We start from the raw sequence: 24,582 nt of genomic DNA on the forward strand, positions 1-24,582 counted from the left end.
TGCCGAGAATGGCAAGGCCACTGCCTTCCGCTGTCAGCCCTTGCGCCTCACGCAGAACCTGACCGCGCCGCGCCGCATCGCGCAGCAGCCATTCGATGCTTGCGACGACGGCGGCATCGGCAAAAGCCGTCAGCGCTTCCGTCACCTCTTCCAGCGCCCATGCGCTCGTGACATCGGCAAATGCGATCAGCACGGCCGCTTCGGACTTGGCGACACGCAAGGCGCGCATCACCTCGGCTTGCGTTTCAAGATCGGAGGCCGCGCGGGTGCGGGCAAGGAGCGCGTCGAATGTTGCGGATGGAGGTTCGTCGAGAAGGCGCGGCAACCAGTGCGGATGCAGGCGAATGATGCGCGTCAGAAATGGGGAATTGCCGAAAAGACTGTCGATGACGCGGCGCGCATCGGCATCTTCGAGCAGAGCGGTGGCGCGTTGTCTGGTCGATGCGTCCTCGATCAAGGCGACCGACTGAACGAGGTCCTGCATCTCGGCAAGCGCGCGCTCAGCGTCATAGGGCCTTGGCACCCTTGCCGACCGCTCGCGCAAATTCGCGCTCGTCACTATGCGTCTCCCCGCTCGATTTCGCGAAAGAGTAGCAGATTTCGGTGAGGCGCAATGTGTTTCAACGCGTCGCAGCCGGGAGCGACAGGGTGACCCGAAGACCCGGATAGTTATCCTCGAAATCGACGCGACCATTGTGAAGCCGCGCGACGGCGGAGACGAGGCTCAGGCCGAGGCCGCTGCCCGGCGTATTGCGGCTCGCCTCAAGGCGCACGAAACGCTCCACCACACGGGCGCGCTCATGCGCGGGCACGCCCGGCCCATGATCGGCAACGGCGAACTGGACGCGTCCGCTTTCATCGAGGCGCGCCGAAACTTCGATGGTCGCCTCGGCGCCGGCATCCGTCGGCTTGCCGTGCTTGATCGCATTGTCGATCAGGTTGGTCAGGGCCTGCGACAACAATTCACGATTGCCGCGCACCTGCATGCCCTCGCGCGCATCGACGACAATGGTGAGGCCGTTTTCCTCGGCCAGCGGCTCATAGAGTTCGGCGGCGTCACGAATGATGGCGGCGGGATCGACGCCGGTCATGGATTCGCGCAGCGATCCGGCTTCTGCGCGCGCGATCATCAGCAGCGCATTGAAGGTCGACAGAAGATTGTCCGCTTCCGCAATCGTGCGCTCGAGCACGTGACGATATTCCTCCGGCGACACGTCCTGCAACAGCGTCACTTCCAGCCGGTTCCGCAGCCTGTTAAGCGGACTTCGAAGATCGTGGGCGACATTATCCGTCACCTGCCGCATGCCGATCATCAGCGCTTCGATCTGATCGAGCATCGCGTTGAGGTTCTGGCCAAGCTGGTCGAGTTCGTCGCCCGTGCCTGCAATCGGCAGACGGCGCGACAGATCGCCTTCCATGATGTCCTGACTCGATCGATTGATCTCATCGACGCGGGCCAGCATGTTGCGGCTCATGAAGAGCCCGCCGACAAGTCCGAGGGCGAGCGTCAGCGCGATAGCCCAGGCGAGAGCGCCCGTGATGAGGCTTTCAATCTCGCGTCGCTCCTGCACGTCGCGGCCGACAAGCAGGTAAAATCCTTCCGGCAGAAAGAAGGCGCGGGCGCGGGCGGCTTTCAGCTCGACGCCTTCCAGCGCGCGACGGCTATAGATGAAATCCATCCAGCCGTCAGCGCCGGGCGTCGCATTGGGGCGCGCATCGAGATTGCCCGCGAGCAACTGGCCGGACGGCCCGAGCACCAGATAAAGGCTTTGCCCCGGATCGCGCGAACGCTGGATAACGGTATGCACGAGAAGCGGCAGGCCGCCTTGCGCATATTGCTCCGCAAGCCCCGTAATTTCCGCCTGCACTGCCTCGTCCGTCTGGCGGACGAGGAAGCCCGCCGTGTTCCAGTAGACATAGGCCAGAAGCATGATTGCGGAGGCCGCGAATAGCCCCAGATACAGGACCGCGAGCCTGAAGGTGGATGTCTTGAGGAGATTAATCGGCAGCACGTAGAGAATACCCGGCCCCTCGGACCGTGTGCAAAAGCGGCTGCTTGAAGTTCTTGTCGATCTTCGCCCTGAGCCGCGAGATATGCACGTCGATCACATTTGTCTGAGGGTCGAAATGATACTCCCATACGTTCTCAAGCAACATGGTCCGTGTGACGACCTGATCTGCATGTTTCATCAGATATTCGAGCAGGCGAAATTCACGCGGCTGAAGGTCGATATCCTGCCCCGCCCGGCTGACCTTGCGGGCGAGGAGATCGACCTCAAGGTCGCCGACGGTGAGTTTCGTGCGGACCTGATCGGGGTTTGAACGGCGGACCAGCACCTCGATCCGCGCCAGAAGTTCGGCGAAGGCGTAGGGCTTCGTCAGATAGTCGTCGCCTCCCGCCTTCAGCCCCATGATGCGGTCATCCACCTCTCCAAGCGCGGAGAGGAAGAGAACCGGCGTCCGGTCATTTTCCGTGCGCAGCGTCGCGACGACGCTGAGCCCGTCGCGCTTGGGCAACATGCGATCGACGATGAGGACGTCGAAGGAGCCCGAGAGCGCGAGGGTGAGCCCCTCCTCGCCATCCGCCGCATGATCGACGATATGGCCGCTCTCGCGCAGACCCTTCACGACATAGGCGGCCGCTTCAAGGTCGTCTTCGATGACGAGGATGCGCATGGCCTGCGCTTAACCCTTTTTGATCGTCAGGGCGACGAAGCGCTGCTGATCCTGCGTGCGCAGAAGCAGGAGGACGGAAGACTTGTCCGCCTTCTTCGCCGCGCTTACGCCATCGACGATATCGCTCGGCGTTTTCACGTCGCGACCGGAAATCTTGACGATGACATCGCCGACCTGAATGCCCTTCTCGGCCGCTTCGCTGTTCTGATCGACGCTCTGAACGGCGACGCCAGCGGGCGTCGAGGTCAGGGCGAGGCCGAGGCTTTGCGTTGCGTTTTCGGTTGTCGGCGCGGTTTCGTCCGCAGACGCCGTTTCGATCTTGTCGGGGAAGGTTGCAATGGCGACGCTGATGCTCTTCGCCTTGCCGCCACGCCACAACACGATATCGGCCTTTGTGCCAGGACGCAGATCCGCAACGGTGCGGCTCACGGCGCGGACATCTTCCATGTCGGCGCCATTGACCTTGACGACGACGTCACCGGCTACAATGCCTGACTTCGCGGCGGGGCTACCGGGCGTTACCTCGGCGACGAGCGCGCCTTTGGGCTTGTCGAGCGAGAGGCTTGTCGCGAGATCGGCGTCGACAGGCTGAATGCTCACGCCGAGCCAGCCGCGTGTGACCTTGCCGTTTTCGCGAAGCTGCTTCACGACCTTTTCGGCAATGTTCGACGGGATCGCAAAGCCGATGCCGACGCTGCCGCCGGTCGGCGAGAAGATCGCCGTGTTCACGCCGATGACGTTGCCGTGAATGTCGAAGGTCGGGCCACCGGAGTTGCCGCGATTGATCGAAGCGTCGATCTGGAGGAAGTCGTCATAGGGGCCTGCGCCGATCTCGCGGCCACGCGCCGAAACGATGCCGCTCGTGACAGTGCCGCCAAGACCGAAGGGATTGCCGACCGCCAGCACCCAGTCGCCGACGCGCAGCTTGTCGCTGTCGCCGAAAGCCACATAGGGCATCGGCTTCGTCACCTTCACCTTGATGAGGGCGAGATCGGTCTTCTGGTCGCGGCCGACGAGGGTCGCTTTCATTTCAGTGCCGTCATTCTGCACGACGGTAATGTCCTTGCCGCCCTGTACGACGTGATTGTTGGTGACGGCATAACCGTCCGCAGTGATGAAGAAGCCCGAGCCTTGCGCCATGGCCTTGCGCTTCAGCGGCTTGCCGTCCGGGCCCTTGGGCTGAAGCTGCTTGAAGAATTTGTCGAAGGGGCTTCCGGGCGGGAACGGCATGTCGGGCGCGTCAGCAGCGGTCACCGTTTCCTCTTCCACGACGCGAATGCTGACAACAGCGGGGGACACTTTCTCGACGAGATCGGCAAAACTCGGCAGCGCCGACAGCTCCGTTCGCTGCGAAGTCGGGGCGTTCAGAGGCGCGGTTTCCGCGAATGCGGGTGAACCCAATACGCCAAATCCGATTGCGCCAACTGCCGCAAGCGCAGCCGCTGTGCGCATAAGCTTGTGTGTCGCAACACCGCCATCGCGCGCGCTGTTCGTCATGTAGGAAACTCCTGTGACTGGGTATTGCCGAATGTGTCCGGTCCACCAAATGTGGCCATCGTACCTTACCAATTCATGTCTAAAACATTACAGATTGGTATGGCTGAATAATGGCGGAAAATCGAACACCGCCCGGCAATTTCGGCTTAGGCCAAAGGAGACAGTCAGGCTCCGGCCTATTCAGTCCCGTTCATCAGCCGGTCGATCCGGGCTTTTTCCGCAGGATCAAGCGCTTGAAGGGGATCGGAGCGGCGACGGCGGAAAACCATGACGAAGCCCCCTACCCCGATCAGCAGCACGGCCGCCGGTGCAAACCAGAGCAACCAGGTCACCGGCTCGAAGGGCGGGCGCAAAAGGACGAACTGTCCGTAGCGCGCGACGATGAAGTCCAGCACCTGCTGGTCCGTGTCGCCCGCGGTCAATCGATCACGGACGAGGTGACGAAGGTCGCGAGCGAGATCGGCATCGGAATCGTCGATCGACTGGTTCTGGCAAACGAGGCAGCGCAGCTCCTTCGATATCTCTCTCGCGCGGGCTTCGAGCACCGGATCGGCCAGCTTTTCACTGGGCTCAACGGCGAGCGCGGGACCGAACGCGGCAAAGAGAAAGAGGAAGGCAAAGAAAGCGGCGCGCATCGCCTCACTCCGCCGGGCTGGGGGCGAGGCGGGAACGGCGTGCGCGCGAGGGCGCGCCGACGCGGTAGGGCCTGTCCGTCAGCGAGACGAGGCCGCCTGCCGCCATGATCATCGCGCCGATCCAGATCCAGGGCGCGAAGTTGTTCTCATAGGCACGGATCGTCCAGCCGCCGTGACCATTATCATCGCCGATGACGATATAGAGATCGGACATGCCGTTGGTGCGGATCGCCGCTTCGGTCTTCTCCTGCCGCTCGACCGGGAAGCGGCGCTTCTCCGGCAGCATGAAGCCGAGATCGCGTTCGCCTTTTTTCACATGGACGACGCCGACCAGCGCTTCGTAATTCGGCCCCTGACGCAGGCCGACTTTTTCAAGCGTGAGCGTGTAGCCGGAAAGTTCGGCGCTTTCGCCCTCCTTCAGCGCAGTCACAAGTTCCGTCCGCCATGCCGTCATGCCGACGACGCCCGCCACGACGATGCCGAGGCCGCCATGGGCCAGCGCCATGCCCCATTGGGCGCGCGGCAGATGGCGGGCCTTGCGGAGCGACTTGCCGATGGGGCTTCCGAAAAGCCCGATGCGCCACGCGAGTTCAAAGAAGGCGCCCGCGACCAGCCATGTGGCGAGACCCATGCCGAGCGCAGCGAGCCAGGGCCCTTTGCTGACGAAAGCAAGCACAGCAATGCAGACGAGGAAGGCAAGCGCTGCCGCGCCCATCAGACGCTCAAGCGCCGCGACAAGATCGGCGCGCTTCCAGCCGAGCAGCGGCCCGAGCGGCACGAGGCAAAGCAGCGGCACCATGATCGGCACGAAGGTGAGATTGAAGAAAGGCGGGCCGACGGTGATCTTCGGGCCGTCCACCGCATCGAGGAACAGCGGATAAAGCGTGCCGATGAAGACGGCGGCGGCAGCGGCGGAGAGCAGCAGATTGTTGACGATCAGCGCACCTTCGCGGCTCATCGGCGCGAACATGCCTTCCGCCTTCAGCACATGGGCACGCCAGCCGTAAAGCGTCAGCGCACCGCCGACGAAGACCGTGACGATGCCCAGAATGACGACGCCGCGCATCGGATCGCTGGCGAAGGCATGGACGGAATTCAGCACTCCGGAGCGCACGAGGAATGTGCCGACCAGCGAAAGCGAGAAGGCGATGATGGCCAGCAATATGGTCCAGCTTTTCAGCGCGCCGCGCTTTTCAGCGACGATGGCGGAATGGAGAAGCGCGGTCGCGACGATCCACGGCATCAGCGAGGCGTTTTCGACCGGGTCCCAGAACCAGAAGCCGCCCCAGCCCAGCGTGTAATAGGCCCACCACGAACCCATGGCGATGCCGATGGTGAGCGCGGTCCATGCGCCGAGCGTCCATGGGCGCACCCAGCGTGCCCAGCTTGCATCGACGCGGCCTTCGATCAGCGCGGCGATGGCGAAGGAGAAGGCCATCGAAAGACCGACATAGCCCGCATAGAGAAATGGCGGGTGGAAAGCGAGGCCGGGGTCCTGCAACAGCGGATTGAGGCCGCGTCCTTCGAAGGGTGCAGGATCGAGGCGGAGGAATGGATTGGAGGTGAAGAGAATGAAGGCGATGAAGGCAACCGCGATCGACGCCTGCACGGCCAGCACGCGGGCGCGCAAGGGAGCAGGAAGGTTGCTGCCGAAAACCGCGACGAGCGCGCCGTATAGAGCGAGGATCAGCACCCAGAGAACCATCGATCCTTCATGGTTCCCCCAGACGCCGGAAATCTTGTAAATGAGCGGCTTCGTCGAATGCGAGTTCTCGGCAACGAGGCTGATCGAAAAATCCGATACGACGAAGGCATAGACCAGAACGCCAAAGGCGAAGGCGATGAGCACGAATTGCGCGATAGCGGCGCTGCGCGCAACACCCATCAAACCCTCGTCGCCGCGATGCGCGCCGATCATCGGGACAACCATCTGCACCAGCGCAACCGCGAAGGCGAGTACGAGCGCGAAATGTCCCAGTTCAGCGATCATGGCGTTTGGGTCTTTTCTGCGTCGGGCTTTGGCGTCCCGGCGCCTTCCTGCCAGCGTCCTGCCTTTTTGAGGCTCGCCTCGACTTCAGGCGGCATGTATTTTTCGTCGTGCTTTGCCAGCACCGTGTCGGCGGTGAATGCGCCGTCGGGGCTGAACGTGCCTTCGGTCACGACGCCCTGCCCTTCGCGGAACAAGTCCGGCAGAATTCCCGTGTAGGTGACAGTGACCGTCTTTGCGTAGTCGGTGACGTTGAAGCTCACCGTGGTTGGGCCCGTGTGGCGGAGCGTGCCTTCCTCGACCATGCCGCCAAGGCGGATGCGTGCGCCGGGGCCGATGTCGCGTTCGGCCACTTCGCTCGGACTGTAGAAAAACACGATATTGTCGCGCATGGCATTGAGCACCAGCCCAATGGCGCCCGCCAGAATGGCAAGACCCAGCACAATAAAGGCGGCGCGGCGATTTTTGCGCGTCATGCTTGCTTCGAGGCTCCCGGCATTGTCACTTGCGCACAGGTATAGCCGGGGCGGCGGCGGCCTCAAACCGCCAAATGGTCGCGCGGAGCGGTCGCGGCGGGGCTAGAACCCCAGAATCGTCCGGGTGGCGGGGCCAGCTATGCCATCGGCGACGATGCCGTTTTCCTCCTGCCAGGCTTTCAACGCGCCATCCAGCCCCTCGTCGAAGACCCCGTCGCTGTTGACCGCATAACCCTCTCGCGTCAGGGCCTTTTGCAAGGCTTTGACATCATTCCCGGTCATGGGCGGATTGGTGAGGCGAAGGTTGCGTGTCGCCGCATCGTTTGCCGACACCAGGACCGGCGCGCGGCAGGAAAGCGCCGCCTCATCGACCGAGACGCCGCAGACCGACATGGGAACGCCAAGCGTCCAGTTGCCGTTCTTGATGAGGGTGTTGAAAGCGTCCATGCGATAGACGGTGCGACGGAGCAGCGTGTTGGAATGGGTGGCGAGCCAGTTGCGCCGTTCGGCGACATAGGCGGGCACCCATTTTTTCTCGCCCGCCCTGGCCGGATCGCCGACGCGCTTCGTCGTCAGATCACGAATCGTGCCCCATGAGCCGTGGATGAGGCTGTCGTAAACGACCGCCGTTGAAAGAGGCGCGGCGAAACCCAGCGCCGACGCGGCCTTGGCCGCCGGGCTCCAATAGACACGGTCGAAAAATGCATCCTGCGCATCCTGCATGACCGGATCGCCGCCCGCTTCCGTCAGCAAGGCGCGCAGCGTCGCGTCACGGTCGAGCGACAGGTCGATATCGGCGAGGCGTTTCAGATAGGGCTTCAGCGCGCGGCCGCATGCAGCATTCGGCGCGTCGCAATAGGACTTGATAAGCAGATAGAGATTGCCGCTGCCAAGCGTCGTTTGCGAACGGCCATAGGTGAGATGGCCCGGATCGCCCGCCAGAAGCGTGACGCGTGCGTAATCGCCCAGCGTCTTTCCCGTCTCGAAAATATTGACGATGGCCTGAGCGGCCTGTTTCTGTAGTTCCGACAGCATGTCCCCACCCCATTTCGCGAATCTGCGGCCATCCTAGCCGAGAGTTCGGTAGGCAGAGGATTATTGTGCCGTCAGATTTTTCTCCGCCGCGTCGAGTTCTGCGAGCGCCGTCTTGTCGGTAGCAAAAGCGGTGCGGGCACGCGTCAGCGCCGCTTTCGCTTCGTCCTGTTTGCCGAGCACACCATAGGCGCGCACGAGGCGGAGCCAGCCGTCGAGATCGTTCGGATTTTGCTCAAGGCGCGCGGCAAGGCCGGAGACCATTCCGCCGATCATTTGCTGACGCGCTTCCGGCGTCATGCTTGCCGCGGCGCCTGCCTGTTCGGCGGTCGGGCCGGGCGCAGGCATTTTCGTCAGCGCGGCCAATTCGGCCTCGATGCTTCCACGCCAGGGCGCATCTTTCGGCGCGGCGGCGAGCAGCGCCCTCCAGCGCGTGGCCGCCTTGTCTTTATGACCGTCTTCTATCTCGGCAACGCCCAGATAGAACTGTGCGCGCGGCTCCTGCGCGTCGAGAGCGACAGCCTTGGCGAAGTCGTCGCGAGCGGCAGCAGGCACGCCGCCATTGGCCGCCAGAACTTCCGCCTCGCCGCGCGCCGCAAGTCGGCTTGCCGTTTCGCCGCCAAGCAGGATCGCCCGGTTCCAGGCATTGATGGCGGCGGGATAATTGCCCTGACGGATATAGGCAGGCGCCAGCACTTCCCAGCCGCGCTGGTCTGCCGGATTGTCCTTCAGATGTTTCTCGACCTTCAGGATCAGCGCATCAAGCGGCAGTTGATCGGGCGACACCGCTATGCGCGGGGCAAAGGGCGCATCCGGCAGATCGGGCGATCCGAGCGAGAGATAAAGCCCGAGCGAGAAGACCGGCACGGCCAGCATCAGCAGAACGGCGATGAGGCGGCGCGGCGCGCGCGTGACCAGCGGCGCGGATTTCGCGCGCTCCGCCGCATCGGCAGCGCCGAGCAGGCGGCGCGAAACTTCAATTCTGGCGGCTTCGGCCTCCGCAGGTCCGATGACGCCGCGCTCGAGATCGCGCCCGACTTCCGCCAACTGATCGCGGTAAAGCTCGATTTCGCGAAGATCGCCCCCTTCCGCGCTCTTTCGACCCAGTGGACGCAGAAGTGCCCAGACAACGGCAGCCGTCATCAGGGCAAAGCCGATCCAGAGCAGGATATTGGAGAAGAGTATGGGCAAGGCGGCTCGCTTTCGCTGGAATGCCGCCTTTGTATAAAGACTTGCGAGGCCGCCGGGAAGCGACGGAGGGCCGCACCGTCCGGGCGCCTTTACGCCGTCTCTTGAAGAAGGTTAGTCTCCCGCGCCAATGCGCCAGGGGGAAATTACGATGCTGCGGATCGCCAAAGCGGGCTTTCAGGGCCTTTTTGTTCTCGTCTTTGTCGGCATCGTGGCCATTCTGATCCGGGCTGCGGTTGAAGCCCCTGCCCCTCTCGACCCCGCACCCATCATCGCCCGCGCGGCGCAATATGACGCGCGCATCAAGCGCGACGAATATGGCGTTCCTCATATTTACGGGACGCGCGACGCCGATGTGGCATTCGGCTTTGCCTATGCCCATGCGGAAGACGACTACGCGACCATCGAGGAAACGGCGATTGCGGTGCGCGGCAAGCTCGCCTCCGTCAAAGGCAAGGGCGCCGCCGTCACCGATTATCTCGTCGCGCTGATGCGCGTCTGGCCGACCGTCGATGCGCGCTATGAAAAAGATCTCACGCCGGAACTGCGCCGCGTGCTCGAAGCCTATGCGGATGGCGTCAATTATTATGCGGCGCTCCATCCCTCGCGGGTGACGCCGGGCTTTCTGCCGCTGACGGGACGCGATGTCGCCGCCGGTTTCGTTTTCAAGACGCCGTTTTTCTACGGCCTCGACAAGCAGTTGATGGCGCTTTTCAGCGGCCTGAAAAAGCAGCTTTCGAAAGACGGCAAGAATGCCTTCCTGCCCACAGCGACGCCGCTTCCCATCGGCTCGAACGGCATGGCGGTCGGGCCAGCACGCTCGGCGGACCATGCGACGCGGCTTCTGGTCAATTCCCACCAGCCCTATACTGGGCCGGTCGCCTGGTATGAGGCGGTGCTTCACAGCAAGGAAGGCTGGGACGTTGCAGGCGGCTTCTTTCCCGGCTCGCCCTTCATGCTGCATGGCCACAACCGCAATCTCGGCTGGGCGAATACGGTGAACGAGCCCGATCTTGCCGATATTTATGAGTTGAAGCTCAATCCGGCCAATGACAATCAATATCTGCTCGACGGGAAATGGCGCGATTTCGAGAAGTCGGAGGTTGAAATCCGCGTGAAGCTCTGGGGCCCGTTCTGGTGGACGGTGACACGCGAGGCCCTGTGGTCGGAGCATGGGCCCGTGCTGAAAGTGCCGGGCGGGGCTTTCGCCATTCGCTATGCGGGCATCGGCGAGATTCGGCAGGCCGAACAATATTACCGGCTCGACAAGGCGCGCGATCTTGGCGAGTGGCGCGATGCGATGAAGCTGCAGGCTTTGCCGAGCATCAACTACATCTATGCCGACAAGCATGGCAACATTGCCTATATCTATAACGGATTGTTCCCTGTGCGGAAGGAAGGCGTCGACTGGAAAGCGACGCTGCCGGGCGACCGCTCGGACCTGATCTGGAAGAGCTACTTGCCCTTCGACAAGATTCCTCAGCTTCTCAATCCGCGTTCGGGCTTCGTCTTCAATTCGAACAACACGCCGTTTCGCGCGACCGCCGCCAACGACAATCTCAAGGCCGGGGATTTCTCCGCGACGCTTGGCATACAGGACAATATGACCAATCGCGCTTACCGCGCCGAGGAAACCTATGGCGCGGATAGTTCGATCACGCGCGAAAAGTTCCACACCTATAAATACGACCTCGCCTATAGCAAGCGCTCGGAGCTTGCGGCGATGATCAAGGATGTTCTGGCCGTCGATCCGGGCAGCGATGCTGATTTCAAGGCCGCGCAGGACATATTGAAGGCATGGGATTTGCGCACCGATGTCGAGAGCCGCGGCGCGGCGCTTGGCGTGTTGATGGCACAGCCGGTCATCATGGCGGAACTCAAGGGCGAGACGCCGCCAAAACCTCTCGACACATTGCGCGAGGCGATCAAAACGCTGAAGACGCATTTCAACCGTCTCGATCCGACATGGGGCGAGGTCAATCGCTTCCGGCGCGGCTCAGTTGATCTGCCGATCGACGGCGGACCCGATACCTATCGCGCGGTCTATGGCGAGCCGCAACCGGACGGAACGCTGACCGCGCGGGCGGGAGACACTTTCATCATGTTCGTCGAATGGGACGAGCATGGGAAGCTGCGCTCGGAAAGCGTTCATCAGTTCGGCAGCGCGACGCTCGACAAGAGATCGCCGCATTATGCTGATCAGGCGCCGCTCTTCGTCGGGATGAAAACCAAGCCGGTGCTTTTCGAGGAAGCCGATCTTCAGGGCCATATTGCCGAGGACTACAGACCCGGCGAAAGGGCCGCCCTCAAGCCATGAATTTCTGACGGGCGGCGAGCGCAAGGCCGGTCGCCACCGAGGTCAGTTCGCCGCCGCCTGCAAGTTTCTCCGCGCCGAAACGCTCGGCAAAGAGTTTGCACACGGCGGGGATGAAGGACGTGCCGCCGGTGAGGAAGACGCGATCGACGCGCGTCGATGCGATGCCGGAGGTTTCCATCAGCCTGTCGACGCAAGATGAAATCTCGTTCAGCTCAGGCTCGATCCAGCGATCGAAATCCGCGCGGGCGACTTCGCTCTTAATGTCGATGAGGCCGGAGCGGAACACCAGATCGGTTTTCGTTTCGCTGGAGAGCCGCACCTTGGCGCTCTCGACAGCGCGATACATGTCGAAGCCGCGGTTCTCGACGATAAGATGCAGCAGCGCCTCGATATCCTCCGGCGCGTCCGAGACCGGCCCGATATCCTCGAGCATCTTGCGCGTCTTGTAAGTGTTCAAGAAGCTCAACTGGTGCCAGCGCTTCAGGCTGTCGTAAATCCATGCAGGCGTCGGCAATATCTTGCGGCCCGTGCTTTCATATGACGTGCCCTTGCCGAGCTTCGGCGCGATGACATTTTCGACGATGCGCGCATCAAATGCGTCGCCTGCTATGCCGACGCCGGAAACGCCGATGATGGTTTCGGCGCGGTTCTTGACCTCGCGCATGCCGGGGCCGACATGCAGCAGACAGAAATCGCTGGTGCCGCCGCCGAAGTCGCCGATCAGAACCAGCTCGTCGCGCGTCAGCCCGGATTCATAGGCGAAGGCCGCCGCGACCGGCTCGAACTCGAAATGCACATCGGTAAGGCCCGCGCCCTGCAGCGCCGTCAACAGGCGCGCAACGGCGAAATCGTCGCTCTCCGTTCCGGCGGCGCCGAGGCTGTTGCGCACGAAACGCGCCGGGCGGCCAACAACGACCGGGGCCTGCCTCCGCGCCGTTGCCACGTCCTGCGAATAGGCGGCAGCTTCCATAATGCGCGTGACGACCGTGCCGATCAGATTTTCCAGCGTGAAGCGGCTGCCGAATATGTTGGTGGAGGTGAATTCCGGATTGGCGAGATAGGATTTGATCGACTGGATCAGCCGCCCTTCCCCGCCCTGCAGATAGGCGTCGATCGCCGCCGGACCGGCAAAGGCATGCGCGCGGCCGCTCGCATCGCGGTCGCCCTCTTCAAAATAAAGGAGCGAGCGGAAAGTCGTGTGGTCGGCGTCGTTCTGGCGCAGCGGAACGAGACTTGCCGGGCCTTGCGCCGGTGCCAGCGCGAGCGCGCTGTTCGTCGTGCCGAAATCAAGGCCGATAAACATGGAATTACCTCGCATCCGTATGACGCGCGCCAAAGCCGGGCGTCACTGCGATGCTTGTTTGGATTATGACTGTCTCGAAGGGGCGCCGGTTCTAACCGAGGGCCGGTTCCCTGTCCAGCCCTCAGACCGCGTGAATCTGGTGTCGCGCCGCAAGGATGAGGCGAGAAAGCGGCAGGTCGACATAAACAGTCGTTCCCTCGCCGGGCGCGCTCTTGATCGTCAGTGCACCGCCATGAAGTTCGGTCAGGTGCTTGGCCAGCGGCAGTCCGAGGCCCGTGCCTTCATGGGTGCGCGAGAGCGTTCCGTCGATCTGGGTGAAGGGTGCGAGCGCCTTGGGGATGTCGTCTTCGGCAATGCCGATGCCGGTATCGACGACGGCGATGCGCAAGCCTTCGGCCCTGACGTGCGCCTCGATGCGGACCGTGCTGCGGTCGCTGCTGAATTTCACCGCATTTGAAATCAGGTTGATGAGCACCTGCTTCATCGCCCGCTCGTCCGCGACAAGGCTGACGGTGGGCGTGGGCAAGGCGATTTCTATCGAGATCGCCGCCTGCTGGGCGCGATGGCGCACGATGCGGCAGGCGGAAGCGACAATTGCGTCGAGATCGGCGTCATCCTCATGCAGCGTGAAATGGCCAGCCTCGATCTTCGACAGATCGAGAATGTCATTGATGAGATTGAGCAGATGTACGCCGCTATCGTGAATGTCCTCGGCATATTCGCGGTAGCGCGGATTGCCGACGGGGCCGAACAACTCGCGTTCCAGCGCCTCGGAAAAGCCGATGATGGCATTCAGCGGTGTGCGAAGCTCGTGGCTCATATTGGCGAGGAATTCGGATTTCGAGCGGCTGGCATCGGTTGCCTGGTCGCGCGCTTCGCGCAGGGCCTCGGCCTCGCGACGGCGCGCCGTTACATCCTGAAGAGCGACGAGAAGCGCAGGTGAGCCATGAAAGCGCACAAGCGCCGCCGATATATGCGCCCAGATGTTTTCACCGTTCACACGAACGAGGCGCGCTTCGATCGGGGCACGCCGCCGCTGTCCTGCCGCCGCTTCGCCGAGACGCTCGCGCATATCCTCATCTGCAAAGACTTCGCGCGCGTCTATGCTCGTCGCCTCTTCCTCTTTCAAGCCGAACAGTTCAAGCGCCGCCTTGTTGGCCTGAATGACGCGATGCGTTGCCGGATCGATCAGCGCCAGTGGCAAAGGCGCGGCAACGAATATGCTCTGGAAATTCTCTTCTGTCGCCTGCACGGCGCGCTGCGCATCCTGACGGACGGCGATTTCCTTGATGAGTTGTTCGTTCAACTCCTGCTGATGTATCAGCGTGAGGAACTGCATGCGGCGAAGGCGGCTCGTGACACGAATGGCCTGCGCGCCGCAGAAGTTTCCAACCACAAGCAGCAGCGCGATCAGCGCAATGCCGCGCGGCAACACATTGTTGAACTGCGCGATCACCGCAATGAAGGCGACAGTCGCCAGCAGCGACACGGCTATGTTCAGGGTGAGGCGGTTCGGAACGCCGAAATAGAATGCGAAGATAATGACAAGCGCACTCAGGGCATTTTCGGTCGGCGGCATCCCGCCGGAATATACCGCCAGCAGGAATACGCCGAATACATAGGCCTGAAGGAGCGTGAGGGAGACGTAAAACGCGTTGTGTTGCCGCGCATCGCCGAACATCCGGCCCGGAAGACGCGCGAGAAGGATCGCAAACAAGCGACCTGCAATAATCATTGCGACGGGCCATGTTGCGCCCAGCATCAGATAATCGACGACACCCCAGCCTGCGAAAACCAGAATCGCAAGCTGAATGCCGCGCATGCGCTCGATGGTTTCGATCCAGGTCGCGTCGCGGAACTGGCTTTCAAGCACCGGATCTGCGAATTCGCCGTTCCACAGGAACGCACGCTCGACATGCGGCGGCGTTGCCGCGCCGTGCGATCTTGTCAAAACGTCCCGCTGGATTGCGTTGGCCACAGGCTCTACTCCCCCCTGGCCGACAACGAGCCAGCCAATTTCCGGGGCAACCCTAGGAGCAAACCTTAAAGAAATAGCAAAATTGCGAGTTTCCGAGGGCTTTCATTGGCGGGGCGCCCCGCCTATCGTGCGACCAACAGGAGCCCGAACAGGGCCGTATATGCGAGGGAGGATCGGAGCTGTGAAAGCTGAAGACGCAAAAAAGGGCATATTGGCGGGCGTTCGGGTGCTCGATTTCGGGCGCTACATAGCCGGCCCCTATTGCGCCGCATTGCTCGGCGATCTCGGCGCAGAGGTTATCCGCATCGAAAAGCGCGACGGCAGCGAAGACCGTTTCGTCCAGCCCATCGTGCCTGAAGCGGGCGCGGGCGAAGGCGGCGAAGGAGCGATGTTCCTTCAGATGAACCGCAACAAGCGCGGCCTCACGCTCGATCCCATGACCGAAACCGGCCGTGCCATTGTGAAACGTCTGGTCGCCACGGCGGATGTCGTCGTCGCAAATCTGCCGCCCTCCACGCTGACGGCGATGGGCCTCGATTATGAAAGCCTCGTCGCGGCGAAGCCCGACATTATTCTCACCACCGTCTCGGCCTTCGGGCATGGCGGGCCTTACAGCGAGCGCACCGGCTTTGACGGTGTCGCGCAATCGATGGTCGGCGCGGCCTATCTCACTGGCACACCGGACGAGCCGGTCAAAAGCTACGCGCCCTGGGTCGATTTCGGCACGGCATCGCTCACCGCTTTCGGCACCATGGCGGCGCTGATGGAGCGGGCAAAGACAGGCCGCGGGCAAATCGTCGAAGGCGGACTGCTTTCGACCGCGCTCGCCTATTTCAATTTCCATCTCATCGAGCAGGAGCTGCGCCAGACCAACCGCATCGCCATCGGCAATCGCTCGCCTTATGCAGGCCCCGCCGACATTGTGCGCACGAAAGACGGCTGGATTCTCGTGCAGGCCATCGGCGCGCCGCTTTTCAAGCGCTGGGCGCGGCTGATGGGCGAGGATCACTGGCTCACCGATCCGCGTTTCAAGGACGATCTCGCGCGCGGCGACAATGGCGCGCTGCTGTCGGAGCGCACATCGCAATGGGCGGCGACGCGCACCACGGCGGAGGCGCTGGCCGAGCTTGAGAAGGCGCGCATTCCGGCGGGCGCGGTCAACACGCCGCAAGAGGCGCTCGACGATCCGCATATCAAGGCGATGGGCTATCTCCAGCCGATGCCTTTTCCCGGCCTGCCGGGCGCCGCGCCGATCATGGAAACGCCCGTGCGCCTTTCGGAAAATCCCGGCACCTTGCGAACACGCGCGCCGCTGCTTGGCGAACATACGGACGAGATCCTGACGAGCCTTGGCTATTCGCCCGCCGAAATCGAGGGCTTCCGCGCGGAGGGTGTTGTCTGATGAGCGATCCGCTCGGCGCTTTTCCGCGCTTTCCGCTCGCGCATGTGCCGACGCCACTGACGGAGATGAAGCGCTTGCGCGCATCGCTCGGCCCGAGCTGCCCGCCGCTCTTCATCAAGCGCGACGACTGCACGGGGCTTGCGGGTGGCGGCAACAAGACGCGCAAGCTCGAATTTCTGATCGGCGAGGCGCTGGCTGAAGGTTGCGACACGATTGTGACCACAGGCGCGCTGCAATCGAACCATGCGCGCCAGACGGCGGCAGCCGCCGTTGCGGCGGGGCTTCGCGCCACGCTGGTGCTGGTCGATATGGTGCCTTACGACGGTGAAAAATATCGCCGCTCCGGCAACCGCCTCCTCGACGATATTCTCGGTGCGGATATTCACATCATTCCGCCCGACGGCAATCCCGTTGCGGTCTTCAAGGAACTGATGGCCGATTCTGCCGCAAAAGGCCGCAAGGCTTATTTCACGCCTGCGGGCGGATCGACCGTCACCGGCTCATTCGGTTATGCGGCGGCCTATATCGAGATCGCCGATGAACTCGCGGCGCGCGGCATCGGCAAATCGCGCATCGTGCACGCCTCGTCGAGCGGCGGCACGCAAGCCGGTCTCGTCGTCGGCCATTGCATGCGCCCCGACGGCCCCGCCGTGCACGGCATCAATGTCTATCGCCTCGATGCCGATAGCATGAAGGCCGACATCGCAAAACTCGCTGCAGCAACGGCTGAGAAAATCGGCATCGCGGCGCCGTCCGCCGACGCCATTCTGCTTGAAGACGGCTTTGTCGGCCCGCGCTACGGCGTGCCGACACCTGAAATGGTCGAAGCGGTCGAGCTTGTCGCGCAAACCGAGGGCATATTGCTCGATCCTGTTTATACGGGAAAAGGCATGGCCGGATTTCTGTCGCTCATCCAGCGCGGCGCCTTCGCGCAGGACGAGACGCAGGTCTTCCTTCATACCGGAGGCATGCCGGGCCTCTTTGCCTATGAAGACGAATTTCTGAGGAAATAGTCAGGCCGTTTGGGCAGCGACCTTGCCGCGACGGCGCAGCGTGTCGGCGACGCTGGGCGGGCCGAGCGTGTCTCGAAAGCCGATGATGATGTCGAGGAAAGCGAGTGCATTATCCCGCTCGCTTCCCTTAGCGCGTCGAATTTCCTCGAGCAGGGCGTCCTCATAGGCGACGAGAGACGTTTCGATCTGCTGCGTAATGGTACGGCAATGCGCCTGCACGCCAATCGATTCAGCAACCGGACATATGCCCGTCAGAAAGCGCAGGTCGGCCTGCGCCTTGGCGACGCGCTCTGCATTCGGCGCATGCGTCACGTCGGGCTTGCGCGGCCCGTTCTTGCCATAAGTTCCGATCTGATGAAGCGGCAGCGCTTTTGCCAGATCCTGATCGAAGCGCGACATTTCCTCGGCGATGGCCGCTGAAATCCGCGCACGCGCCGCGAGAATCCGGTGGCCCCAATCGCTGACTCGACGAATATCTATTTCGCGAACGAAGCCCTGGGAAATTTCGGCAAAGCGCAGCACACGCTCATGCATGTGAGCGAGATCAACCTTGCCGGGACGCTTGGCTTCATAGCTCGCCGCAATATCCTCAAGCTCGCTGAGAAATATCACGCCCAGTTCCGAAAGGCCGGACCGGCTCAGCGCCGCATCGTTGCCGAAGCCCGACAGCTTGCGCGCGAGGCGCAAAATCTGCCATGGCGCGGCAAGCCGCTTCATCGTTGCAAGCGGGATATAGATGGCATGATCCGGCGCCGTCTCGCGCGCATCCTCATAAAGGCCGCTTACCAGAGCGACGAGGCGGTCGTCGAAATCCTCGATGCGGCTCGGCAATTCATTGCGCAAGTCCAGCATGAATGGCGCGACAGCCAGAACACCGGCCATGATGCGCGCATCCTCAAGCATGGCGTCGCCGCCGAGCAGACGTTCCAGCTTGCGGCGCTGTGCAATGTCGCGCCGCGCGGTTTCAAGGCCCGCAAGAAGCGCCGCCGAGCAGCTTGCATGCATCACGGCGAGAGCGCCGCCCAGCGAGGCGTTGTCACCGTTCAACGTATATTCGACGATGCGACCCGTAATGTCGGGCAGCGCATCGGGCATCAGCTCGGTCGTCAGCCAGAACCAGATGGGGTCGATGGAGGTTCGGGCGATCTGGCGCGTATGGAGCGAGGTGTCGCGCGTATCGACGAGCAGGTCTTCAAAGGGGAGGCAGAATTGGCGCAGAGGGTCCGGCACGCCGGAACGCGGGCCCGGATCGCGACCGAGAATGGGCCTCAGCGAAGACAGGATGAGATCGTATGGAAGGCCGCTCGTGCCGCGCAGCCTTTCGCGCTCCAGACCGGAGGCGAGTTTCGTCGCTGTCGCCGGCGCAAGCCGCGACAGGAGGTTCGACAGGCGCTCCGCCAGAGCGGAATTGGGTTTCGGTTCCATAGCCCTGCTACCACACGACACGCAGAGCGGCTTTCAGGCCGCTGCATTCGTCTGGAAGCTTAATGGGCCATGCTTAACAATCCTTTCACACACGAATCGCGTTTTCTGGCGAACGCATATTTCGCAGCGCGTGCGATTTCCGGCTGAAAAATGGGCAAAGCCCTGCCCCCAGCCCCTTCCATTTTGGCACGCACTCTCTAGCATCGGCAGCATGAACTCCGCCTTTCTCTACAAGCGTCTACGCGCTTTCGTCTGGGATACGCCGCTCGACGCCCTGCCCGTCTGGCAGGCGATGTTCATCGAGGCGTGCCGGATTGCCTGGGTCGTCATCCGCGATCTGCTCGACGGGCGGCTCAACCTGCGCGCCATGAGCCTCGTCTACACGACGCTTCTCTCGCTCGTGCCGACAGTCGCCATCGCCTTCGCGATCTTCCGCGCCTTTGGCTATGACGTTTACATTCAAGGATTGCTGACCGAATTTCTCGGGCCGCTCGGCGCGCAAGGTTCCGAGATCACCGCCAAGCTGATGGAATTCGTCGACCGCGTGAATGCGAATGTGCTCGGCACGGTCGGCTTCGCCTTTCTGCTCTACACCGTCGTTTCGATGGTCGGCAAAATCGAGGAAGCCTTCAACAATATCTGGCGCGTTCAGGCAAGCCGCTCGCTCGCGCGCCAATTCACCGAAATCGTGAGCATGGGCGTTCTCGGGCCGCTCCTTCTTTTCACGGCGCTCGGGATCATGGCGGGTGCGCTTTCCAACGCCTATGTCGGCCAGTTCATCGACTACGCGCCGGTACACTTTCTCATCACGCAGATGAGCAAGCTCGTCCCCTATGTCATTCTGATCGCGACCTTCACGTTCCTCTACATGATGGTGCCCAATACGCGGGTCCGCTTCACCTCCGCACTTGTAGGCGCGACAGTCGCGGGCATCGCATGGGGCGCGGCCGGCTGGGCCTTTGCAACATTCGTGGTCAAGTCCGCGCAATATGTTGCCGTCTACTCGGCCTTTGCGGGCCTCGTCGTTTTCATGATCTGGCTTTACGCCGCCTGGCTGATCCTGCTCGTCGGCTGCTCCATCGCATTTTACTTTCAGAAACGCCGCCATCTTTCGCCGGTCATCGGTCTGGCGCTCCTCACCTCGCGACAGCAGCACCGCATGGCTGTTCACGCCTTGCTGCTCATCCATGAAGCCTTCGACAAGGGCGAGACGCCCTGGACCGACGAAACGCTTTCGCAAAAGCTGCGCCTGCCAATGGAATCCGCGCAGGAAATCGAGGCGACCTTGCACGATGCGGGTTTCATCACCCATTCGGACGATACGCCAAGCCGCTTGATCCCGAGCCGTCCCGCAAAGCTGGTGCGCGTCGTCGATGTGATCGAGGCGCTGCGCAACAGGCGCGACACGGGCAGCATCCCAGATCGCGCGCTTGCGCATGAGCCGCGCATCAATGATTTCTTCTCCCGACTCGCCGCGGCCGAAAATGAAGTCCTTGAAGGCACCACCATCGCCTCGCTCATGTCAGGCGAAGAGATGAAAACCGTGGCAAGCCCGCATCCCAGCGAAACGGCAGCGCGTTAAGATTTGATTCGCGCGAAAATGTTGCGGGCCGCGTTTTCTCCGCGATTTCTTCGCCGCGCAGCTCGCGTCAAAAAGCTTGCCATTGCTGGCTTTCTTTCGATTGCGCCGATGCGGATGCATCGCGCGGCAGACATTTCTTGACGACGCGCGCGATGCGCCGCAGGCTCTAGCTCCCTACTGGTTTCAACAACTGAAAGGAGGTGATCCGATGTCTAACGGTTTGATGACGCCGTTTGCTATCGCCAGCATTTCGATCTCGACAGAGGGTCGTATGGCAAGGCGGTTAAGGTCGGGTACTCCTAAGGATCTTTCCGTCTGAGCTTTTAGTCCCTTGTTGCTGCTGGAGCGGTGCTCCACCGGCGACCCGAGCGAATGCAAAAGAGCGACAAACGGAGCGATCCGGTAACATTCAGCAAGAAACGGATCGCGTCGCAGCCGTTCCAAAACTGGGCCGCCGCACTCTTGAGGGAGCGCGGCGGCCTTTTAACATTCCGTTAGCTGACGATCAGCCGTTCTGGATCTGCCACGAGCCGTCAGGCTGGCGGCAAGCGGTTCCAAATGCCTTTTCCGCGCGGCCGCCGATATAGACGGTCTGGTTATATTCGCGGCAATAGCCGCCCGCGCGCGACTGATAGGAACGGCCCGGCTCGACATAGCCATAATTGCCGCTATCGGGATTTTTCCACTGCACCGGCGCGCCGGTTTCAAACGAGCGGTACGACGCCTGCGTCAGATATTGCTGGTCCGCGCGGTCGAGGCTCTGGCCGATATTGTTGCCGACCAATGCGCCAAGCAGCACGCCCGCGCCCGTCGCCCAAAGACGACCCGTACCGCCGCCGATCTGCGAACCGGCAAGGCCGCCGACCACAGCGCCGCCAAGCGTGCCCATGGTCTGCTTGGGCCCCGCGCCGCCATATCCGCCGTAGCCGCCCTGGGCGCAGCCCGCGAGAGAGACCGCAAGTGCGCCCGCAATTGCAATGCGTGTGATGTTCATGTTGGTACCCCGAAGGCTGATGTTGACGTAACGGGGAGAGATTAGGCAGCCATGTTTGAGCGAGCGCTGAATGCGCCGTTCATCCAGCGTTCAGGTAGGGCGCCCGGCCGAGGATAATGGTGTCATCCCGGCCTTGTGCCGGGATCCAGGGCGGCTCGCTCTGCGCACATGGCTACTGGACCCCGGCACAAGGCCGGGGTGACAGCCATTGAGGAAACAGAGTTCCGCGTTCACTCGCTCGAGGCAGGCAGCGTCAACTCCGCCTTCAACCCGCCAAGCGCCGATTCCGAGAGCTTCAGCTCGCCGCCATAGAGTTCGGAAATCTCCGTGACGATGGAGAGGCCAAGGCCCGAACCCGGTTTCGTCTCGTCGAGCCTGCCGCCGCGCTTCAGCGCCGCCTTGCGTTGTTCTTCCGGCACGCCCGGCCCGTCATCCTCGACCGTGATGATAATGGCGGGGCGGCCCTTTCGCGGCGCGCTTGCCGGCGCTGCCGTCAGCGTCACCGTGGATTCCGCCCATTTGCAGGCATTGTCGAGAAGGTTGCCCGCCATCTCTTCAAGGTCTTGCGCCTCGCCGCGAAAACCGAGGTCTTCGGGGCATTGCACCGTCACCTCCACGCCGCGCTCGGCGTAAATGCGCTCCAGCGCCCGGCCCAGCCGCGTCAGCGCATGGGCGACCGGCGTATGCGCGCCGAAAACATTTGCCGATGCGGCCATGCGCGCGCGCGCCAGATGATGGTCGATCTGTTCACGCATATTGACGGCGGCGCGGCTCACCTGTTCGCCGAATTCGCCGGGATGAGAGCGCGCCTCGTTGGTCAGGACGGAGAGCGGCGTTTTCAACGCGTGAGCAAGATTGCCAACATGGGTCCGCGCCCGTTCCAGCACCTCGCGATTGCCTTCAAGCAGGGAGTTGATTTCATCGGCCAGCGGCTCGATCTCGGTGGGGAATTTTCCGTCGAGCCGCGTCGCCTTGCCAGAGCGGATCGAGGCGAGCGAACGGCGCACGCGTTCCAGCGGACGCAGGCCGAAGCGCACCTGAATGAGCAGCGCGACGAGGATGCCAAGGCCAAGCCCGGCCAGCGCGGTGAAGACCGTGCTGTTGAAGCTCTGGATATCGGCTTCCATCTCGGCCTTGTCGCCCGCAACCGTGAACGACACGGGCACATCATAGCCCGGCAACATCACGCGCCGTTCGATCACGCGCAGCGTTTGCTTCTCCGGCCCCGGCGCATCGAAAAAGCGCGCGCCGGAAATATCGCGTTCAGTGTCTCTGGCGGCAGAGAGGTCGATCGACTGGTCGAACAGCGAGCGCGAACGCAAGGCGAGGCGCTGGGCGATCGGCGCGATCTGCCAGTACCAGCCGGAATAGGCGAAATCGAAACGCGTTTCGTTTAGATCGCGCGTCCGCGTGATCTGGCCCTTGTCGTCCACGTCGGTTGTCGCGATCAGGCTGCCGAGCAGCACGTCGAGGCGCGCATCGAAGGAGCGTTCCACCGATTGGCGGAAGATCGACGAAAGGATGATGCCGCCCGCAAGCAGCGCAATCGAACTCCACAGCGCCGCGCCCGCAACCAGGCGAAAGGCGAGGCTATCGGAGCCTATTCTGAAATTCTTAAACCGCATCTTCGGGCGCTGCGAGGCGATAGCCGAGCCCGCGCACCGTTTCGATCATATCCTTGCCGAGCTTGCGGCGCAGACGGCCGACGAAAACCTCGATCGTATTCGAGTCGCGGTCGAAGTCCTGATCGTAAAGATGCTCGACGAGTTCGGTCCGCGAGATGATGCGGCCCTGATGATGGATCAGATATTCGATGAGGCGATATTCGAGCGAGGTGAGTTTCACCGCCGTGCCGTTCACCGTCACGCGCGAGGTCCGCGTATCGACGCGCAGCGGCCCGCATTCAAGCTCGCTCGTTGCATGCCCGGTCGCCCGGCGCAGCAGCGCGCGGATGCGCGCCAGCACCTCCTCCATGAAGAAGGGCTTGGCGACATAATCGTCGGCGCCCGCATCGAAGCCCGCCACCTTGTCCGACCAGCGATCACGCGCGGTCAGGATCAGCACGGGCATGGTGCGCCCTCCACGGCGCCACTTTTCAAGCACGGTCACGCCGTCCATTTCCGGCAGGCCGAGATCGAGGACAACGGCGTCATAGGGTTCGGTGTCGCCGAGAAAATGGCCGTCCTCGCCGTTCGTCGCGCTATCGACGACGTAGCCCGCCTCCTGCAAGGCGGTCACGAGCTGACGGTTCAAATCGGGGTCGTCCTCAACGACGAGCAATCGCAAATCAGCGTCCTCCCTGCCGGTAACCTAATACCTGCCCTGTGGCGGCATCTGCCGTGACGATGGCGACATTGCCATCCCTTGTCATCAACTTGATGAGATAGACCTGACGCCCCCCGCGATCACGCAATTCAGCGTCGAGGAGCCGCCCCGGATATTGCCGCTGAACGCCCGCGAGCACCTGGCCCAGCGGCAGGATGCGCCCTTCGCGGACAGCCTCGCGCGCATGGTCCTGATCCGAACGCATGCCCGAACGCTCGATCTGCCGGCCGATACCGCTGCCAAGATCGCGGTCCCAGGAAGCCGCAGACGCGGACCCCGTGCCCAGCGCCAGGGAGGCGGCGAGCATGAGGAGCGAGAGCGGTTTGAGCTTCCTGTTCATGCCGTCCGGTTTAGACCCTCAAGACTGAACCTGTGATGAATGAGGCTGGCGCAAATTCGCACTTCTCTGAATCGCAAACTTGCTCCAGCCCTTTGCTTTCTCGCAATTCCGGACGGAAAACCGGGTCCCACTTTTCCTGGAATTGCTTTAGAATCCAGAGAATGTGGCCCATTCCTCCAGCGGCGCCCGGTCCGTGCGCAAGCTGTTGATCGGTGCCGTTTCATCCATATAGCCGAGCCCCATACCGCAGAAGAGCATAAGCTCTGGCGGCATATTCACAAACTCCGCAATGGTCTTGGGCCAGATCGCCCAGGCTTCCTGCGGCGCCGTGTGGAGCCCCTGCTCGCGCGCCATCAGCATCACCGATTGCGTGAACATGCCAAGGTCCGCCCACTGGTCGATGCCCATCTGC

At 62.4% G+C, this 24,582-nt stretch carries 20 protein-coding genes and 1 pseudogene; 4 read left to right on the forward strand and 17 right to left on the reverse strand.

What is annotated here, in order from left to right:
* The 9 genes and pseudogenes from WA943_RS15405 to ccmI all read right to left on the reverse strand — a co-directional run.
* Window positions 1-559 (reverse strand): annotated as a pseudogene (locus WA943_RS15405) (bifunctional [glutamine synthetase] adenylyltransferase/[glutamine synthetase]-adenylyl-L-tyrosine phosphorylase); the annotation flags it as partial.
* A 61-nt stretch (window positions 560-620) separates the two neighbouring features.
* On the reverse strand, window positions 621-2,012 hold the full coding sequence (locus tag WA943_RS15410) for an ATP-binding protein (protein WP_424470780.1): 1,392 nt from the start codon (window positions 2,010-2,012) through the stop codon (window positions 621-623).
* Entirely contained in the window at window positions 1,999-2,676 is a 678-nt protein-coding gene (locus tag WA943_RS15415) for a winged helix-turn-helix domain-containing protein (protein WP_424470781.1), read from the reverse strand. The genes WA943_RS15410 and WA943_RS15415 overlap by 14 nt, the downstream gene beginning before the upstream one ends.
* Before the next feature lie 9 nt (window positions 2,677-2,685).
* A complete protein-coding gene (locus WA943_RS15420) occupies window positions 2,686-4,128 on the reverse strand; it encodes a DegQ family serine endoprotease (RefSeq protein WP_424470799.1) in 1,443 nt (480 codons plus the stop codon).
* Window positions 4,129-4,349: 221 nt separating this feature from the next.
* Window positions 4,350-4,808: a cytochrome c-type biogenesis protein gene (locus WA943_RS15425; RefSeq protein WP_424470782.1), complete on the reverse strand. Its 459-nt coding sequence runs from the start codon at window positions 4,806-4,808 to the stop codon at window positions 4,350-4,352.
* Window positions 4,809-4,812: 4 nt separating this feature from the next.
* The gene (locus WA943_RS15430) at window positions 4,813-6,798 is read right to left on the reverse strand and encodes a heme lyase CcmF/NrfE family subunit (RefSeq protein WP_424470783.1); all 1,986 of its coding nucleotides are present in this window, start codon (window positions 6,796-6,798) and stop codon (window positions 4,813-4,815) included.
* Entirely contained in the window at window positions 6,795-7,271 is a 477-nt protein-coding gene (gene ccmE / locus WA943_RS15435; RefSeq protein ID WP_424470784.1) for a cytochrome c maturation protein CcmE, read from the reverse strand. Before ccmE ends, WA943_RS15430 begins: the two co-directional genes overlap by 4 nt.
* 102 nt (window positions 7,272-7,373) lie before the next feature.
* On the reverse strand, window positions 7,374-8,306 hold the full coding sequence (locus tag WA943_RS15440) for a chitosanase (protein ID WP_424470785.1): 933 nt from the start codon (window positions 8,304-8,306) through the stop codon (window positions 7,374-7,376).
* 60 nt (window positions 8,307-8,366) lie between these two features.
* Window positions 8,367-9,494 (reverse strand): c-type cytochrome biogenesis protein CcmI, encoded by a 1,128-nt coding sequence (gene ccmI, locus WA943_RS15445; RefSeq protein WP_424470786.1) that lies wholly within the window; start codon window positions 9,492-9,494, stop codon window positions 8,367-8,369.
* 148 nt (window positions 9,495-9,642) lie between these two features.
* Between ccmI and WA943_RS15450 the strand changes: the two genes are divergently transcribed.
* The gene (locus WA943_RS15450) at window positions 9,643-11,808 is read left to right on the forward strand and encodes an acylase (protein ID WP_424470787.1); all 2,166 of its coding nucleotides are present in this window, start codon (window positions 9,643-9,645) and stop codon (window positions 11,806-11,808) included.
* Here the strand turns inward: WA943_RS15450 and WA943_RS15455 are convergent.
* Window positions 11,798-13,111: an Hsp70 family protein gene (locus WA943_RS15455; protein WP_424470788.1), complete on the reverse strand. Its 1,314-nt coding sequence runs from the start codon at window positions 13,109-13,111 to the stop codon at window positions 11,798-11,800. The genes WA943_RS15450 and WA943_RS15455 overlap by 11 nt on opposite strands.
* 121 nt (window positions 13,112-13,232) lie before the next feature.
* On the reverse strand, window positions 13,233-15,062 hold the full coding sequence (locus WA943_RS15460; protein ID WP_424470789.1) for a sensor histidine kinase: 1,830 nt from the start codon (window positions 15,060-15,062) through the stop codon (window positions 13,233-13,235).
* 208 nt (window positions 15,063-15,270) lie between these two features.
* Between WA943_RS15460 and WA943_RS15465 the strand changes: the two genes are divergently transcribed.
* Complete coding sequence (locus tag WA943_RS15465) at window positions 15,271-16,491, forward strand: CaiB/BaiF CoA transferase family protein (protein ID WP_424470790.1); 1,221 nt, start codon at window positions 15,271-15,273, stop codon at window positions 16,489-16,491.
* Window positions 16,491-17,504: a D-cysteine desulfhydrase family protein gene (locus WA943_RS15470; RefSeq protein WP_424470791.1), complete on the forward strand. Its 1,014-nt coding sequence runs from the start codon at window positions 16,491-16,493 to the stop codon at window positions 17,502-17,504. Before WA943_RS15465 ends, WA943_RS15470 begins: the two co-directional genes overlap by 1 nt.
* Here WA943_RS15470 and WA943_RS15475 read toward each other — a convergent pair whose 3' ends face one another.
* On the reverse strand, window positions 17,505-18,929 hold the full coding sequence (locus WA943_RS15475; RefSeq protein WP_424470792.1) for a hypothetical protein: 1,425 nt from the start codon (window positions 18,927-18,929) through the stop codon (window positions 17,505-17,507). It lies immediately after the preceding gene.
* Between the two features lie 211 nt (window positions 18,930-19,140).
* Here WA943_RS15475 and WA943_RS15480 point away from each other — a divergent pair, with 211 nt between their 5' ends.
* Entirely contained in the window at window positions 19,141-20,511 is a 1,371-nt protein-coding gene (locus tag WA943_RS15480) for a YhjD/YihY/BrkB family envelope integrity protein (RefSeq protein ID WP_424470793.1), read from the forward strand.
* Between the two features lie 505 nt (window positions 20,512-21,016).
* On the opposite strand, the gene WA943_RS15485 is transcribed toward WA943_RS15480, so the two are convergent.
* From WA943_RS15485 to WA943_RS15505, 5 genes are all read right to left on the reverse strand, one after another.
* Entirely contained in the window at window positions 21,017-21,505 is a 489-nt protein-coding gene (locus WA943_RS15485) for an RT0821/Lpp0805 family surface protein (protein ID WP_424470794.1), read from the reverse strand.
* Window positions 21,506-21,735: 230 nt separating this feature from the next.
* Window positions 21,736-23,130 (reverse strand): ATP-binding protein, encoded by a 1,395-nt coding sequence (locus tag WA943_RS15490; protein ID WP_424470795.1) that lies wholly within the window; start codon window positions 23,128-23,130, stop codon window positions 21,736-21,738.
* Entirely contained in the window at window positions 23,120-23,791 is a 672-nt protein-coding gene (locus WA943_RS15495) for a response regulator (RefSeq protein WP_424470796.1), read from the reverse strand. Before WA943_RS15495 ends, WA943_RS15490 begins: the two co-directional genes overlap by 11 nt.
* A 1-nt stretch (window position 23,792) precedes the next feature.
* Window positions 23,793-24,170, reverse strand: coding sequence for a PepSY domain-containing protein (locus tag WA943_RS15500; RefSeq protein ID WP_424470797.1), 378 nt, complete (start codon window positions 24,168-24,170; stop codon window positions 23,793-23,795).
* A gap of 147 nt (window positions 24,171-24,317) precedes the next feature.
* A partial coding sequence (locus tag WA943_RS15505; RefSeq protein ID WP_424470798.1) for a nitroreductase family protein occupies window positions 24,318-24,582 on the reverse strand: 265 nt, incomplete at its 5' end.

This window comes from Parvibaculum sp., assembly GCF_049651025.1.
Lineage (GTDB): Bacteria > Pseudomonadota > Alphaproteobacteria > Parvibaculales > Parvibaculaceae > Parvibaculum.

What these genes read in the sequence shown, in the direction of transcription:
- WA943_RS15500 (WP_424470797.1), bottom strand. Translation starts at nt 24,170, where the DNA reads ATGAACAGGAAGCTCAAACCGCTCTCGCTCCTCATGCTCGCCGCCTCC.
- WA943_RS15480 (WP_424470793.1), top strand. Translation starts at nt 19,141, where the DNA reads ATGAACTCCGCCTTTCTCTACAAGCGTCTACGCGCTTTCGTCTGGGAT.
- WA943_RS15415 (WP_424470781.1), bottom strand. Translation starts at nt 2,676, where the DNA reads ATGCGCATCCTCGTCATCGAAGACGACCTTGAAGCGGCCGCCTATGTC.
- ccmE (WP_424470784.1), bottom strand. Translation starts at nt 7,271, where the DNA reads ATGACGCGCAAAAATCGCCGCGCCGCCTTTATTGTGCTGGGTCTTGCC.
- WA943_RS15420 (WP_424470799.1), bottom strand. Translation starts at nt 4,128, where the DNA reads ATGCGCACAGCGGCTGCGCTTGCGGCAGTTGGCGCAATCGGATTTGGC.
- WA943_RS15470 (WP_424470791.1), top strand. Translation starts at nt 16,491, where the DNA reads ATGAGCGATCCGCTCGGCGCTTTTCCGCGCTTTCCGCTCGCGCATGTG.
- WA943_RS15440 (WP_424470785.1), bottom strand. Translation starts at nt 8,306, where the DNA reads ATGCTGTCGGAACTACAGAAACAGGCCGCTCAGGCCATCGTCAATATT.
- WA943_RS15455 (WP_424470788.1), bottom strand. Translation starts at nt 13,111, where the DNA reads ATGTTTATCGGCCTTGATTTCGGCACGACGAACAGCGCGCTCGCGCTG.
- WA943_RS15475 (WP_424470792.1), bottom strand. Translation starts at nt 18,929, where the DNA reads ATGGAACCGAAACCCAATTCCGCTCTGGCGGAGCGCCTGTCGAACCTC.
- WA943_RS15425 (WP_424470782.1), bottom strand. Translation starts at nt 4,808, where the DNA reads ATGCGCGCCGCTTTCTTTGCCTTCCTCTTTCTCTTTGCCGCGTTCGGT.
- WA943_RS15450 (WP_424470787.1), top strand. Translation starts at nt 9,643, where the DNA reads ATGCTGCGGATCGCCAAAGCGGGCTTTCAGGGCCTTTTTGTTCTCGTC.
- WA943_RS15490 (WP_424470795.1), bottom strand. Translation starts at nt 23,130, where the DNA reads ATGCGGTTTAAGAATTTCAGAATAGGCTCCGATAGCCTCGCCTTTCGC.
- WA943_RS15485 (WP_424470794.1), bottom strand. Translation starts at nt 21,505, where the DNA reads ATGAACATCACACGCATTGCAATTGCGGGCGCACTTGCGGTCTCTCTC.
- WA943_RS15430 (WP_424470783.1), bottom strand. Translation starts at nt 6,798, where the DNA reads ATGATCGCTGAACTGGGACATTTCGCGCTCGTACTCGCCTTCGCGGTT.